The organism is Vibrio sp. 1S139 (assembly GCF_041439475.1).
In the GTDB taxonomy this organism is placed as follows: domain Bacteria; phylum Pseudomonadota; class Gammaproteobacteria; order Enterobacterales; family Vibrionaceae; genus Vibrio; species Vibrio crassostreae_C.
Window position 1 is genome coordinate 39392 of the sequence record NZ_JBGOOD010000032.1, and the last position, 14546, is coordinate 53937.

Consider the following 14546-nt stretch of genomic DNA (forward strand, 5'->3'; position numbering starts at 1 on the left):
TTATGACTTCAGTAGTTGGCTTAGATCTTTGGCATCCCAATGAGGGAAATGTTTGCGAACCAATGCGTTGAACTCAAGTTCAAATGCAGAGAAGTTACCGACTTGCTGTTCAACAGAGTCCAAACGGTCTCGAATCAAACCCGCGCCAACCGTCACGTTGGTTAGTCGGTCGATAACGATGAAGCCACCGGTATCGGCACTTTCACGGTATTTATCCAGCGCGACAGTCTCGTTCAGTGACCATTCACACAAGCCAATGCCATTCAATGGCAACTCATCGACAGCGTGAGTCGATAGGTTGTTGATGTCGTATTGGTGACGAACCGTTTCAACCTGACCAACGGTTTTCTTGCCTGCGATCTTGATGTCGTAAGCTTTGCCCGGTTGCAATGGTTGCTCTGTCATCCACACGATGTCAGCCAATACGTGGTTAGTGGATTCAATCTGCGCGTTTTCTAGCACAATCAAATCACCACGACTGATATCAATCTCATCTTCAAGGGTCAGTGTTACTGCCAAGCCCGCTTGCGCAGACTCCAAATCACCATCAAAAGTTACAATGCGTGCAACCTTAGAGGTTTTACCCGACGGCAGCGCCTTGATTTCATCACCGACACTGACACGGCCAGAGGCAACGGTGCCAGCAAAACCGCGGAAGTCTAAGTTAGGACGATTGACGTACTGAACTGGGAATCGGAATTCACCTGCCGAACGCTTTTGGTCAATGTCGACGTTCTCTAACACTTCTAGCAGAGATGGGCCTTCGAACCATGCAAGCTCTTTACTTGGTGCAGCAACGTTGATGCCTTCAAGCGCCGATACTGGCAAGATCTGAATATTGGTTTCGCCTTCTAGGTTTTCTGCAAACTCTAGATACTGATCGCGAATCTCTTCAAAACGATCTTGTGAATACTCCACAAGATCCATCTTGTTTACAGCAACGATGAAATGCTTCAAACCAAGCAGGTTAGAGATAAACGAGTGACGACGTGTTTGATCCAGAACGCCCTTACGAGCATCAATCAAGATCACCGCCAGATCACACGTTGAAGCGCCTGTTGCCATGTTGCGCGTATACTGCTCATGCCCAGGAGTATCAGCAATAATGAACTTACGTTTTTGAGTCGAGAAGTAGCGGTAAGCCACATCGATCGTGATCCCTTGCTCACGCTCAGCCTGCAGACCATCAACAAGCAGTGCCAAATCAGGTTTCTCACCTGTCGTTCCCACTCGTTGGCTATCCGAGTGAACCGCCGCTAGCTGATCTTCATAAATCTGTTTTGTATCATGGAGTAAGCGACCGATTAGCGTACTTTTACCGTCATCTACCGAGCCACAAGTTAAAAATCTAAGCATAGATTTATGCTGATGCTGACTTAGATAACCTTCAATCCCTAGTTCAGCCAATTCGGCTTCTACTGCACTATTCATTTTTCTTTCCTTAGATTCTTAGAAATAACCTTGGCGCTTTTTCAGCTCCATAGAGCCCGACTGATCATGGTCAATCGCTCGACCTTGACGCTCACTAGACGTCGCCACCAGCATCTCTTCAATAATGCCCGTTAGCGTATTCGCCTCAGATTCAACCGCTCCGGTTAATGGGTAACAGCCTAAAGTACGAAAACGAACGCTTTTCTCTTCAATCACTTCACCTTCTTGCAGCTCCATACGGTCATCATCAACCATGATCAGCATGCCATCACGCTCAACTACAGGGCGTTTGTCTGAAAGGTAAAGTGGAACAATATCGATGCTCTCTAGATAGATGTATTGCCAGATATCGAGCTCAGTCCAATTAGATAGCGGGAAGACACGAATGCTTTCGCCCTTATTAACCTGACCGTTGTAGGTGTTCCAAAGCTCTGGACGCTGGTTTTTTGGATCCCACGTATGGTTCTTATCACGGAAAGAATAAACACGTTCTTTCGCACGAGATTTTTCTTCATCACGACGCGCACCACCAAAAGCCGCATCGAACCCATACTTGTTTAACGCCTGCTTAAGGCCCTGTGTTTTCATGATGTCAGTGTGCTTCGAAGAACCATGTACAAATGGGCTACAACCCATCTCTATACCTTCTGGGTTCTTATGTACTAAAAGGTCGAAGCCGTACTTTTTAGCCGTACGATCACGAAACTCAATCATCTCGCGGAATTTCCAATCCGTATCTACATGCAATAGCGGGAATGGAATCTTGCCTGGATAAAACGCTTTGCGAGCTAAATGAAGCATCACAGAAGAATCTTTTCCGATGGAGTACATCATCACTGGGTTATCAAACTCAGCCGCCACTTCACGGATAATATGAATACTTTCCGCTTCGAGCTGTTTTAGGTGGGTTAAACGTTCTTGGTCCATTTCAGTGCTTCCTTTAAGGCTCGCGTTACGAGCAATTCATTACTTGGTCTTGCCAAGCATGGGATTTAACTCATCCACTTGAGTGAATGGGAGTATTGGCACTAGAAGAAAACAGAAGCTTCGTGTTGAGCTATCCTTGCTATTCGTCTGCCTGATACGTCCTTGATATAGGCATTATGACGAGCCTCTCATATTACTGGAAATTCTAAAATTTCATTTTTTATTCGAAAAGCTGATAAGGGATTGAATTTATCGATAAGCAGGTGAAATGAATGGACTAATATTATCGATATCAGTTGCACATCGATTAATCAGGTTTGGGAGGCGTCTTGCAGAACACCATAAAGTAATCAATCTAAGTCACGAATTAACATTCGTTGTAATCATTGTTTCATTCCATTTTGTTACATTACGCAACGAATTTTCTACTATCCACTTTGGAGCTACAAAATGAAAGTTGCAATGAAACCTTTGTCATTGGCTGTACTTGCGGGTCTTGGTTTGACTTTAGCAGGCTGCACAACAACACCAGATACCGATGAAGTGATTAAATTACGTGTCGTAGAAACGACGGATATCCATACCAACCTAATGGATTACGACTACTACAAAGACAAGCCATCGAAAAAAATTGGCTTAGCACGTACTGCAACTCTAGTAAAAGAAGCTCAAAGCGAAGTAACCAACAGCGTATTAGTTGATAACGGTGACTTGCTGCAAGGTAGCCCAATGGGTGACTACATGGCAGACAAAGGCATCGAAGTAGGCGAAGTTCACCCTGCATACAAAGCTATGAACCAACTAAGCTACGACGCTGCAAACCTAGGTAACCACGAATTCAACTACGGTCTTGAGTTCCTAGAAGAATCGATCAACGACGCTGATTTCCCGTACATCAGTGCTAACGTTTACGACGCAGAAACCAAAGAACACTACTTCACGCCTTATATCATCAAGACGCACACGTTCGAAGATACTGCTGGTGTAGAGCACGAAGTAAAAGTGGGTTACATCGGTTTTGTTCCACCACAAATCATGACGTGGGATAAGAAGAACCTTGAAGGCAAAGTGATCGCTCGCGATATCATTGAGACGGCTAACGAGTTAGTGCCTCAAATGAAAGCGGAAGGCGCTGAAGTTATCGTTGCTATCCCTCACTCAGGCGTATCAACTGACCCATACAAAAATGGCGAAGAGAACTCAACGTTCTACCTATCTGAAGTAGACGGCATTGATGCAATCGCATTCGGCCACTCTCACGCTGTGTTCCCAGGCAAAGGTTTTGATGACATCCAAGGCATCGACAACGAAACGGGCACAATGAACGGCGTTGCGGCGGTAATGCCTGGTCGTTGGGGTAGCCACGTTGGTGTTATGGATCTAACACTTGCACAAAAAGACGGTAAGTGGGAAGTCGTTAAAGGCCAATCAGAAGCATGCCCTATCTACGACAAAATCGAGAAGAAATCGCTTGCTGCAGCTGATGAAGGCATCGTAACAGCATTAGAAAAAGACCACGCTGGTACTCGTGAGTTTGTTAACCAACCGATTGGTAAAGCAGACGACGTGATGTACAGCTTCCTATCTCTAGTGCAAGACGATCCAACAGTACAGATTGTTAACCTTGCGCAGAAAGATTACGTTGAACAGTTCATCCAAGGCGACCCAGACCTAGATGGTACGCCAGTACTTTCTGCAGCTGCACCATTCAAAGCCGGTGGCCGTAAGAATGATCCAGCGAACTTCACTGAAGTTGAATCTGGTCAACTGACATTCCGTAACGCAGCTGACTTGTACCTTTACCCGAACACGCTAGTCGCGATGAAGGTAACAGGCCATGAAGTAAAAGAGTGGCTTGAGTGTTCTGCTGGTCAGTTCAACCAAGTTGATGTTAACTCAACAGCACCACAACAGTTGATCGAGTGGGATAACTTCCGCACTTACAACTTCGATGTTATCGACGGTGTTGATTACCAAATCGACGTAACTCAACCTGCGAAATACGATGCAAACTGTAAAGTCGTTAACCCTGACTCACAACGTATTGTTGGCCTAACTTACCAAGGTAAGCCAATCGACATGAAGCAAGACTTCCTGATCGCAACCAACAACTACCGTGCGTACAGTGCTAAGTTCCCAGGTACGGGTGAAGACTTCATCGCATTTGATGCACCAGATGAGAACCGTACTGTACTGGCGAACTACATCTCTCGCGTAAGCAAAGAGCAAGGTCAAGTAAGCCCAACGGCTGACAACAACTGGTCATTTGCGCCAATCAAAACAGATAACAAACTAGATATCCGCTTTGAAACGTCGCCAAGCGAGAAAGCAGCAGAGTTCATCAAAGAGAAGGGTCAATACCCGATGAAACGTGTTGCCACTGACGATGTTGGTTTCGCTGTTTACCAGATTGACCTAACTAAATAGATTACTTCAGTAATCAATAGTTAACCTTCTAAAGGCTGAGTTTAACAACTCAGCCTTTTTCTTTTCTTATCTAAATTCTTAGTGTAAGGCCTCAGCTTTCGAAGCTTAAACTCCTGCTCATTCTTCGCCTAATATCGCACACCTCAAATCACCTATTGAATCCAATCAACGTAAAAAAGCAGCAATTCGCTGTAAGTTTTTCTGAGCTCCTCCTGTCTATTTAATTTACTACACTCAATGAATGGCCGGTAAGCCATTCATCTATAGGATAGATAAGGACATTTGATGGGCACCGTCGAGAGCATTCAAGCATGGTTACATTCAGGGGAGGAGTCGCTGCTATGGCTGATGCTTGGCATTATCGCGCTTTCTTACCTGCTTGAAGATCTGGCAATCGTGACGGCCGCTGGTTTAGCGACTCAAGCACTCATCCCACCGCAATATGCGTTACTTGCAATTTTCATTGGCATTGCCACTGGTGATCTTGGTCTTTATTACCTTGGTAAATCAGGACGTTACTTCCGAGGCGTTCGATATAAAGCCCTCACCAATAAGTACTTTCGTTCGCTTCGTACCAAATTACGCCAAAACGCATTCAGCAGCCTTTTTGTTATCCGCTTTATTCCTGGGCTACGCACCGTTGGTTTTACTCTGAGTGGCTTTTTCGCCATCCCACTGCCTACTTTCTTATTTGCCGTCATCAGCGCAACTGCGCTCTGGACTGGCATTGTCTTCTCTGCCATCTACTATTTAGGGACATCAGCCTGGCTGCAAGCCTCTGAATATCAATGGATCATCATCCCGTGTGCCATCGTTTTGCTGTTTATCGGCAATCGATTAATGAATAAAACCTACTCTAGAGGGCTATCATGAGTTCACCGCAAGATATTCGCATCATTCCCGCACATCAAATTAATGCAGGTATGCCTCTGCTTGAAAAAGATACCGTGCGCAGTGTCTCTCCTTATGAGTTTCTTCCGACTTGGTTCTTCTACACGCCAGTGGTCATTCAAAGTCTGATGCAAGGGTTACGGCACTTTGACTGGGCACTTCCGCTCATCGCTAATCCAAGCATCAAACTCAGTGGTATGGTCGGCGAATCAAAGCACGAGATATTGAGCCTTGCCGGATCATCGAGTCAGCGTTGGATCTCTCCGTTTATTACCCTAACCAAAACGGATCTCAGCAGTAAAAAACAAGCCGAAGACGCACGCAGCGCACTCATACAATCAGATCTTGATTTACCTATCGTGGCGAAGCCGGATCTTGGTTGTCGAGGTGTTGGCGTTAAGCTGATCAACAACCAAGTTCAACTTGAGCAATATGTCGAATCTTTCCCAAATAATGCTCGCTTTCTACTGCAAAAAAAGGCGCCTTATCAAGCCGAAGCGGGTGTTTTCTATGTTCGTTACCCAAACAAAAAGCAAGGTGAGATCATCTCGATCACACTCAAATACGCGCCAATGGTGATGGGTGATGGCAAGTCGACACTCAAACAATTAATTGAAAATAGCCCGCGCGCTGGGCAGCTTAGTCACCTGTATCTACCGAGACATCAAGATAAATTGGATCAAGTGCTCGCAGAGGGCGAAGAGTTCCAACTCGCGTTTTCAGGCAGCCATAGCCGTGGCTGTATCTTCCGAGACGGTAATCAATACATCACTCAGGCTCTAACAGAACGCTTAGATGAGATATTCGACGACTTCGATGGCTTTCACTTTGGTCGACTCGACGTCAAGTTTAAGGACATGCACAGCCTAATGAACGGCGAGGATTTCACGATTCTTGAGGTCAATGGCGCAAGCAGTGAGGCTGGACATATCTGGGATCGCAACACCCCATTACGAGAGATATTTTCTACGCTACTCCTGCAATATCGCATTCTTTTTGATATTGGCGTTCAGCAAAAACAACGAGGCCACCAATCCCCTTCTTTCAAGAGCTTATTTACGGCGTGGCAAGAAGAGCGACGTCTTGTTCAACAATATCCGACTACCGACTAACTTTGCACGAGGATCATGAATGAACCCCATAGCCCAACCGAGCGCCCTTACTTCTTTCTCTCCTAGTATCAAGGGAGCGGTAGAGATATTGAATCAGGGTCTAGAGTTTTTGTTAGCGATTTCTGACAGCGATTACCTGACACGAGCAAAGCCACACGTTACAAGCTCTATCGGTGAACATACTCGTCACACACTGGATCTTTTTCACGCCTTGATTTTAAAAGAGGATGAGACCGTTGATTACAACACTCGTCGTCGTGGTCACCCCGTCGAATTCGACAGATCGATTGCGTTGAAAGAGATCCATTACGTGATCAACTGGCTTGAACGATTAGACCGTCGAGATCTCGAAGCGCCTATCATGATCCAAACCGAAGTTTCAATGGATACGCAAGTGTTCGCCAGCCTGCCTTCTACGTTAGAAAGAGAGGTCACCTTTGCTGCTCTGCATGCCAATCATCACTATGCGATGATCAAAGTGCTCACCACCTTCTTAGATATTGAAACCTGCAATACCTTTGGTTATGCCCCAACCACCAACAGCTATCTGAGGGAGCAATAATCATGTGTTCAGTATCTTGGCTACTTGAAGAAAATGGTTATCAGGTCTTTTTTAATCGTGATGAACAAAAGACGCGAGCACTGGCGATGCCACCTAGACAATATCGAGTCAACGGTGTCGATATCATCATGCCACTCGACCCAACTGGCGGCGGTAGCTGGATAAGTATTAATGAGTTCGGGCTTTCGCTATGCCTACTCAATAACTATCAAGGCACAGTGCCCGTTGGTCCTTTAGTAAGCCGCGGTTTGCTACTTAAAAACCTATCATCGAGTCGTAATATCAGTCAGCTATCTGAAGCGTTTCACAAGCTAGACCTACACTCTTTTGCCCCATTTACCTTGCTAGCTTTCGCGTCCAATCTAACCCAACACAATGGTCTGGTTATCGCCTACATGTGGGATGGTATTCAACAGAAAATAGTCGACACTGATTCTCCACTCTTCTCATCCGGTGTTGATTTAGAGCGAGTGCAAGCCTACCGACAAGCAAAATATGATCAGCTCATGGCGGCAGGTAAGAATCAACAGAACTTACTGATGTTCCACTCTCACCATCACAATGAGCAACCTCATTTAGCGACCTGTATGCATCGCGAAGACGCACATACCGTGAGCTTTACACACTTACGTAACCTGCATGGTCAAGCCTCTATGTTTTATGCACCCGGCTCACCATGCGAACCCATTAAACCATGTCAGATAAATCAGCAGCGCTTTACCTTTGATTTATCACCCGCAATCAATCTATAGATGGAGTCCATCATGAGAAAACTATTCACCATGGTTCTGCTACTTGTTAGCCCGTACGTATTTGCCGCCGATGAAATCTATACCGGCTTCTTTAGCAGTAAGGCACTCGATGGCTACGATACCGTGGCTTATTTCACGTCTGGGAAGCCTGTTGAAGGGAGCAAGAAGTTCAGCACAGAGTACAAAGGCGCGGACGGGTATTTCTCTTCTGAAAAGAATCTGACTTTATTTGTTAATAATCCTGAAAAATATGCCCCTCAATATGGTGGCTATTGCGCTTGGGCAGTATCAGCGAAGAGCGACTTTGCACCGAGTGACCCACATCAATGGACGATTGTTGATAACAAGCTTTACCTCAACTACGACCAAGAGATTAAGCAGCGCTGGGAACAAGACCAAGCACAGCATATTCAACAAGCCGATAAAGTTTGGCCGCAACTGATTAAGTAAGGTAATTTCATTATGATTGATAGTCCTTTTCGTTTACCACGTTACACGCCTTTTGGTTTAGGTGAGTCTGTTGTCGAGTGGGCAACTGGGCTATCTAAGCTAGACCGACTCTACCAAGATCGTAAAAACGAGTTATCTAGCTTCGAATTCATGAATTACACTCTGTCGGCGCTCAATATCGACTACTCGGTTGCATCGGGAAGCACGGAAAACATCCCGGAAGAAGGGCCTGTCGTGATTGTGGCGAACCACCCGCTTGGCGCCATCGAAGGCGTGATCCTTGCCGATCTCGTAGGATCAGTAAGAAAGGATGTGAAGGTGCTGGCCAATGAGTTACTTAAGCACCTGCCTGAACTGGATGATCTTTTCATCGGTGTCGATGTCTTTAACAGTAAAGAATCGAAACGCACCAATGCCAAAGCGATTCGAGATGCCAATCGTCATTTGGCTGATGGTGGACTATTGATTGTATTCCCAGCAGGTGAAGTATCAAGCTACCGTAAAGGGGCAAAAACACTGACAGACATCGAGTGGAGCAAGTCGGTAGCGAAATTCGTCAAACGTCACCAAGCCACCACGGTACCTATCTTTATCAATGGCAAGAACAGTGAGCTTTTCTATCAAGCGGGTCGTGTTCATCCACTGTTGAGAACCGCTCTACTCGGGCGTGAACTTCTTAATAAACAAGCGACAACTATCTCTATCTCGATTGGCTCATCGATTCCATATTCAGAGATAAAATCGTTTGAAAAAGAGATGGATATCGTCAACTACCTACGACTTAATACCTATCTAATGAGTCAACAAGACAGCCCGAGCACGCCCATCCACGCACCTTCTTTTGATACCCAAGTGATTGCGCCTATTCCGCCAGAAGTGTTGGCAATAGAGGTCGATTCTCTTCCGGAAGATATGAAGTTACTTGAGCAAGGGGACTTCGAGGTCTACTGCACGCCTAGCCAATCTATTCCTAACTTAATGCGCGAGATTGGTCGAGTAAGAGAAGAAAGCTTTAGAGAAGTCGGAGAAGGCAGTGGGCTGGCCTGTGATTTAGATGAGTATGACCTTTACTACCATCAACTGTTTGTGTGGAATAAAACCAAGGCAGAACTGGTCGGGGCGTATCGACTCGGTATGGTCGACAAACTCATCGCAGAGCACTGGCTTGATCAGCTTTACTCTCGTAGCCTGTTTAACTACAACCAAGAATTCATTGATACGTTAGAAAACAGCATTGAACTAGGGCGATCGGTAGTAAGTAAACCTTACCAAAAGAGCCTGAACTCCCTGTTACTATTGTGGAAAGGCATTGCGACTTTTGTTTCTCGTCACCCTCAATATACCCATCTGTTCGGCCCAGTCAGTATCAGTAATGATTACAGCCACAATGCGCGTCTGTTGATCGCGACCACCTTATCAATCCATCACTACGATGAGGAAAAGGCGAACTTGGTTTCACCTTCATCACCACTCAATACCAGCAGTCATGTGTTCTGGCAGAATCATCTATTATCGTCACTGGCGAGTGTGCCTCTGCTCTCTAAAGTGTTAGCACGCATGGAGCAAGGTAAAGGCCTGCCGGTACTGCTGCGCCAATATCTAGGGATGAACGGTAAACTGGTGTGTTTTAATGTCGACCCATCGTTTAATGATGCCTTGGATGGCTTGATTGTGGTGAACCTTAAAAAGGTACCACTGAAGACTCTGGGTAAATACATGGGCAGAGAGCTTGCTCAAGATTACCTAGAGCAACACGCACGCCGCTGATTTATCCCGCTCTGTACCTCTCTCCAAATAAGTGCGATGATTTCGGCACTTATTTGGGTTAGGTTATTTTCATGCACACCTCTTTTATCGAACAACTACAAAGCTTCGACTTCTCTGAAAGCCAGATTGAATCTCTAGTTGCTGTCGCCAAGCCATTTGAGTTGCCAACCAGACACATCTTGATCAATCAAGGTGAGATGGCGAGTTCAATCTACTTTGTACTTGAAGGCTTGTGCCATGCCTGCTACCTCACTGATGATGGTAAGCAATACAGTAAAGAGTTCTATTGGGAACAAGATTGGATCATCGGCTTTGAGAGTCTGATAAAAAGCCAAGCGTCCCCTTACCTATTAGAAACGCTGACTCCCATCACCATGTTAGAGCTGCCAATGAATGCGGTTATCGAGTGGCGTGCATCAAATAATCCTTTGTATTTAAAGCTGTTAGAAACACAGCTGATGCATAAGGAAAACAAAGAACGCTTCATGCTGCTCTATACACCAGAGCAACGTTATCAGCTGTTCTGCGAGCACTATCCCGACCTTGAGCAGCGCTTAAATGACAATCAAATTGCCGCTTATCTAGGAATCACCGCAATCAGCCTGAGCAGAATTAAAGGTCGAATTAACAATAGTTAATGCCAACAATCATCACGCATAGTACATTCATAGCATCGATAATCTCTGGATGTAAACATGATCACTTGGCACTCAATTCCTTTTTCTGAACTCTCAACACAACAGCTTTATCAACTACTTAAATTAAGAGTCGATGTATTTGTGGTCGAGCAGACTTGTCCTTATCCAGAGCTGGACGGTAAAGATACACTCGCGGGTGTTGAGCACCTGCTTGGCTATGCTGATGAAGAGTTGGTAGCGTGTGCACGTTTATTACCACCAGGTACCTCTTACGACAACACCAGCATCGGTCGAGTCGCAACAAAGCAATCGGCAAGAGGTGGTGGCTTGGGGCATCAATTAATCAAAGAAGCATTAACACGCTGCGAGGCTCTTTGGCCAAATACGGCCATTGATATTGGCGCGCAGCAACACCTAGAAAACTTCTATACGAGCCACGGCTTCAACACCATCTCGGATATGTATCTCGAAGATGACATTCCTCATATAGACATGAGATTAGAAAAATAATGACGAATATCACTGCCGGTATTCTATTGTTGGTTGCAGGTAACTTGTTTGCCTCGCTTTCCGACGTAGCGGTAAAGCTGTTAAATGGCGAAGTACCGCCCTTACAGTATATTTTTTTCCGACAGTTGATATCTCTGGTCATCATCACCCCTTTGTGGCTACAGCAGAAAAAAGAACAACGGCGCTTACAGCAGGCTAAGGTAACCTTCATTCGAGGTCAGTTAATTCTGATCGGCAGTGGGTGCATGGTGGTCGCGATCACTCACTTGTCTTTGGCAACCGCCAACGCAGTATTTTATGTCGCGCCTTTACTGATGTTGCCGCTCTCAATGTTGCTATTGAAAGAGCAACCGGCACTCGGCAAGGTTATCGGCACAACCATAGGTTTTATTGGTGCATTGATTGTCTTGAGGCCATCACAATTTCATTGGGCGGCACTGTTTGCTTTGGGGACAGCACTCACCCTAGCACTATTTAATGTACTCGTAAGAAAGCTTCCTAGTGAGCAAACGGTGGTCACTACGCTGTGGTGGACAACCTTATTCTCTATTCCAGCCTCATTAGTACTGTGCTTCTTATACTGGCAGCCAGTGTCTGTGGAGCATTTGGGATACATAGCCCTGAGTGCGACGCTAATCTTAAGTTACAACGGCCTTGCGGTTGCTGCCTATCAAAAAGCACACTCTAGCCAAATTGCCTTGGCTGAGTATTCAGGATTGGTGTTTGTCGCGCTAATAGGTGCAATATGGTTCGATGAGATTCCGGATACATTAACCTTTATCGGAATCATGCTTATCATCTTGCCACTCGCCCCTTTCAAGCGACCAAAAAAAAGAGCTAATGCTTAGCTCTTTTCTATCGTTTATCTGTGTCTGGTGAAGCGCTTTAACTCAGGCTCACTATTCATCTACTTACTGCGACCAAAGCCACCATCGGATAAGCGGAAGAACATCACCGAAGTGTCGCCTTTCTCTAGCTGAAGAATGTCCAACTGCCCAGTTTCAGCAAGTTTGAAACGAACCAGCTGGCCTTTACGAATCTGACTGAGCGGCTTATCTGCACCTTCAATTCGCACTAACGCATTCAAGTCAGACAATGGCAAATCGTTGTTTCGAAAAACCTGCGCTAACGTATCCCCTTGCTTAACAAGGTACTCCTGCCAATTTTTGTTACTCGGTTCTAATGAGCTGTTCTTGGCATTTTGCTGTTCGCTTAAGCCGACGGTGTTTATTTCAAGCTCAACGCGCGATGTTGTTGGAGCTGTGTCTACTTTAGGTTCTGGTAGCGGCACAAAAAGTAATATCAGTACGATCGGAGAAATCACCATCAACAGTCTTTGGTGTAACTTCGGCAATGAACCCCAAGTTTGCGCTGTCGAGGTTTTCATTTTCTTCACATCGATCGAACTCAATTTCTCTTTGACCTGATTCAGTCGATCCTTGAATTCTGCTAAGTGGTCAACTTTCTGTTTTTTCTTTTGACGACGATTCATACCACTGCGTCCTATACATTGAATAACTACAGTATAAAAACCAAAGTACCAACAGTATAGATCTTTCCGTCACAACAAGGCCCAAAGCGAGAAAATTGACATGGCTGTGATTTGGGCACGGTAAAGCGCAAGTGATCAGGGACTAGCCGTTTCTTCACGCTGCTAATACTGGTATTCTTACCCTTTTCGTACTGACAAAAAGAGTGACTTTTCATGTCTGAAGTAAAATTTGAAACTGTAGAGCAAAAAGCTAGCTACGGTATCGGTCTACAAATGGGCCAACAACTTGCTGGTTCTGGTCTTGAAGGCCTAAACGTTGACGCAATCGCTGCTGGTATCGCAACAGCTCTAGTTGGCGACATGCCAGCTATCGAAGTTGACGAAATCAACAACGCACTACAAGAGCTACACACTCGTGGTGAAGCTGCACGTCAAGAACTAGCTAAAGCTGCTGCTGCTGACGGCGAAGCTTTCCTAGCTGACAACGCTCTTCGTTCAGAAGTAACGGTTCTTGAGTCTGGTCTTCAGTACGAAGTACTAACTGAAGGTACTGGCGAAATCCCAACTGCAGACAAGCAAGTACGTGTTCACTACCACGGCGAACTAACTGACGGTACTGTTTTCGACAGCTCTGTATCTCGCGGTCAACCTGCTGAATTCCCAGTAACTGGCGTAATTCAAGGTTGGGTACAAGCTCTACAAATGATGCCTGTTGGCTCTAAGTGGAAGCTATACATCCCTCAAGATCTAGCATACGGTGAGCGTGGCGCAGGTGCTGCAATCCCACCATTTGCTGCTCTAGTATTTGAAGTAGAACTTCTAGCAATTCTTTAATTTTTATAAAAACCTTTAGTAAAACAAAATACTATAGGTAAATAAAATTGAAATAATCCAACGGCGATGTGACTACATCGCCGTTTTTCGTTTATAGTGAAAGAGTAAATTACTTTATTACTTAAGGACGAATAATGAAGAAAGTACTCATCACAGTTTTAAGCAGCCTTGCTGTTGTCTCTTGCGCTAGCACTAGCGACTCTGAACAAACCAGTTCATCATCAGATACCAACTATTCCCAACTATCCCAAACTGCACTGATGGCTGCAGTGAATATGTGGTCTCAGCAGAACGAAACAACACCGCTTGTGGATACGGTAGCTGACCAAGCTTCTGTTACCAGCGACCAAGCAGTTGGCGGTATTGGTTCAATGTTAGCCCTTGCACAAAACTCTCTTGGCACAGCCGACAACAAAGAACTCGCGACACTTATTCCGGGTATGTCGAGCCTTGAGTCTACTGGTCTATCATCGCTACTAAGCTCACAAGGTGCCGTTGAAAGTGCGTTTTCTGGATTAGGTATGGATCCATCAATGGTTACAACATTTGCACCCATCATTCTTCAAGCACTGCAGTCACAAGGTGCAACGAGCGGCCTGATGGATTCACTTTCAGCTATATGGCAATAATCGTTAGTTATTAATAGCTAGCTTGAAATCTAATAAGGGCACTTCGGTGCTCTTTTTTGTGCGTGGAAGGTAAGCGTCTTTAAATCGACACATTCAATCATCGAAACGAACGTCGTAACCTTTT

Annotated in this window: 15 protein-coding genes; 12 read left to right on the forward strand and 3 right to left on the reverse strand. The window is 45.4% G+C overall.

Going from position 1 to position 14546, the window contains the following annotated elements; genetic code table 11:
- Window positions 1-1431 carry a sulfate adenylyltransferase subunit CysN gene (cysN, locus tag ACED46_RS12470; RefSeq protein ID WP_017063719.1) on the reverse strand — a complete coding sequence of 477 codons (1431 nt, stop codon included), beginning with the start codon at window positions 1429-1431 and terminating at the stop codon, window positions 1-3.
- Window positions 1432-1449: 18 nt separating this feature from the next.
- On the reverse strand, window positions 1450-2394 hold the full coding sequence (gene cysD / locus ACED46_RS12475) for a sulfate adenylyltransferase subunit CysD (RefSeq protein WP_371721577.1): 945 nt from the start codon (window positions 2392-2394) through the stop codon (window positions 1450-1452).
- Window positions 2395-2808: 414 nt separating this feature from the next.
- Between cysD and ACED46_RS12480 the strand changes: the two genes are divergently transcribed.
- The 10 genes from ACED46_RS12480 (at window position 2809) to ACED46_RS12525 (ending at window position 12315) form a co-directional block, all read left to right on the forward strand.
- Window positions 2809-4785, forward strand: a complete 1977-nt coding sequence (locus tag ACED46_RS12480; protein ID WP_371721568.1) for a bifunctional 2',3'-cyclic-nucleotide 2'-phosphodiesterase/3'-nucleotidase — start codon at window positions 2809-2811, stop codon at window positions 4783-4785.
- Window positions 4786-5070: 285 nt separating this feature from the next.
- A complete protein-coding gene (locus ACED46_RS12485; RefSeq protein ID WP_017071303.1) occupies window positions 5071-5658 on the forward strand; it encodes a DedA family protein in 588 nt (195 codons plus the stop codon).
- Window positions 5655-6788: a D-alanine--D-alanine ligase gene (locus ACED46_RS12490; protein WP_371721570.1), complete on the forward strand. Its 1134-nt coding sequence runs from the start codon at window positions 5655-5657 to the stop codon at window positions 6786-6788. Before ACED46_RS12485 ends, ACED46_RS12490 begins: the two co-directional genes overlap by 4 nt.
- A gap of 19 nt (window positions 6789-6807) precedes the next feature.
- Window positions 6808-7350, forward strand: coding sequence for a hypothetical protein (locus ACED46_RS12495; RefSeq protein ID WP_371721571.1), 543 nt, complete (start codon window positions 6808-6810; stop codon window positions 7348-7350).
- 2 nt (window positions 7351-7352) lie between these two features.
- A complete protein-coding gene (locus tag ACED46_RS12500; RefSeq protein WP_371721572.1) occupies window positions 7353-8102 on the forward strand; it encodes an NRDE family protein in 750 nt (249 codons plus the stop codon).
- Between the two features lie 12 nt (window positions 8103-8114).
- Window positions 8115-8552, forward strand: a complete 438-nt coding sequence (locus ACED46_RS12505; protein WP_371721573.1) for a YHS domain-containing (seleno)protein — start codon at window positions 8115-8117, stop codon at window positions 8550-8552.
- A gap of 12 nt (window positions 8553-8564) precedes the next feature.
- On the forward strand, window positions 8565-10319 hold the full coding sequence (locus ACED46_RS12510) for a lysophospholipid acyltransferase family protein (RefSeq protein WP_371721574.1): 1755 nt from the start codon (window positions 8565-8567) through the stop codon (window positions 10317-10319).
- Between the two features lie 71 nt (window positions 10320-10390).
- Window positions 10391-10957 (forward strand): Crp/Fnr family transcriptional regulator, encoded by a 567-nt coding sequence (locus ACED46_RS12515; RefSeq protein ID WP_371721575.1) that lies wholly within the window; start codon window positions 10391-10393, stop codon window positions 10955-10957.
- Window positions 10958-11014: 57 nt separating this feature from the next.
- Complete coding sequence (locus ACED46_RS12520; protein ID WP_371721576.1) at window positions 11015-11467, forward strand: GNAT family N-acetyltransferase; 453 nt, start codon at window positions 11015-11017, stop codon at window positions 11465-11467.
- Window positions 11467-12315 (forward strand): DMT family transporter, encoded by an 849-nt coding sequence (locus tag ACED46_RS12525; RefSeq protein ID WP_017063713.1) that lies wholly within the window; start codon window positions 11467-11469, stop codon window positions 12313-12315. The genes ACED46_RS12520 and ACED46_RS12525 overlap by 1 nt, the downstream gene beginning before the upstream one ends.
- 59 nt (window positions 12316-12374) lie before the next feature.
- Here ACED46_RS12525 and ACED46_RS12530 read toward each other — a convergent pair whose 3' ends face one another.
- The gene (locus ACED46_RS12530; protein WP_017068022.1) at window positions 12375-12959 is read right to left on the reverse strand and encodes a LysM-like peptidoglycan-binding domain-containing protein; all 585 of its coding nucleotides are present in this window, start codon (window positions 12957-12959) and stop codon (window positions 12375-12377) included.
- Window positions 12960-13172: 213 nt separating this feature from the next.
- Between ACED46_RS12530 and ACED46_RS12535 the strand changes: the two genes are divergently transcribed.
- Window positions 13173-13793 (forward strand): FKBP-type peptidyl-prolyl cis-trans isomerase, encoded by a 621-nt coding sequence (locus tag ACED46_RS12535; protein WP_008220519.1) that lies wholly within the window; start codon window positions 13173-13175, stop codon window positions 13791-13793.
- 134 nt (window positions 13794-13927) lie between these two features.
- Window positions 13928-14422: a DUF2780 domain-containing protein gene (locus ACED46_RS12540; RefSeq protein WP_017058875.1), complete on the forward strand. Its 495-nt coding sequence runs from the start codon at window positions 13928-13930 to the stop codon at window positions 14420-14422.
- Window positions 14423-14546: the final 124 nt, after the last annotated feature.

Excerpts from the sequence above, each read along its gene's own strand:
- ACED46_RS12495 (WP_371721571.1), top strand. The coding sequence starts at position 6,808 with ATGAACCCCATAGCCCAACCGAGCGCCCTTACTTCTTTCTCTCCTAGT.
- ACED46_RS12500 (WP_371721572.1), top strand. The coding sequence starts at position 7,353 with ATGTGTTCAGTATCTTGGCTACTTGAAGAAAATGGTTATCAGGTCTTT.
- ACED46_RS12520 (WP_371721576.1), top strand. The coding sequence starts at position 11,015 with ATGATCACTTGGCACTCAATTCCTTTTTCTGAACTCTCAACACAACAG.
- ACED46_RS12505 (WP_371721573.1), top strand. The coding sequence starts at position 8,115 with ATGAGAAAACTATTCACCATGGTTCTGCTACTTGTTAGCCCGTACGTA.
- ACED46_RS12510 (WP_371721574.1), top strand. The coding sequence starts at position 8,565 with ATGATTGATAGTCCTTTTCGTTTACCACGTTACACGCCTTTTGGTTTA.
- ACED46_RS12480 (WP_371721568.1), top strand. The coding sequence starts at position 2,809 with ATGAAAGTTGCAATGAAACCTTTGTCATTGGCTGTACTTGCGGGTCTT.
- cysN (WP_017063719.1), bottom strand. The coding sequence starts at position 1,431 with ATGAATAGTGCAGTAGAAGCCGAATTGGCTGAACTAGGGATTGAAGGT.
- ACED46_RS12535 (WP_008220519.1), top strand. The coding sequence starts at position 13,173 with ATGTCTGAAGTAAAATTTGAAACTGTAGAGCAAAAAGCTAGCTACGGT.
- ACED46_RS12525 (WP_017063713.1), top strand. The coding sequence starts at position 11,467 with ATGACGAATATCACTGCCGGTATTCTATTGTTGGTTGCAGGTAACTTG.
- ACED46_RS12490 (WP_371721570.1), top strand. The coding sequence starts at position 5,655 with ATGAGTTCACCGCAAGATATTCGCATCATTCCCGCACATCAAATTAAT.
- ACED46_RS12485 (WP_017071303.1), top strand. The coding sequence starts at position 5,071 with ATGGGCACCGTCGAGAGCATTCAAGCATGGTTACATTCAGGGGAGGAG.
- ACED46_RS12515 (WP_371721575.1), top strand. The coding sequence starts at position 10,391 with ATGCACACCTCTTTTATCGAACAACTACAAAGCTTCGACTTCTCTGAA.
- ACED46_RS12530 (WP_017068022.1), bottom strand. The coding sequence starts at position 12,959 with ATGAATCGTCGTCAAAAGAAAAAACAGAAAGTTGACCACTTAGCAGAA.
- ACED46_RS12540 (WP_017058875.1), top strand. The coding sequence starts at position 13,928 with ATGAAGAAAGTACTCATCACAGTTTTAAGCAGCCTTGCTGTTGTCTCT.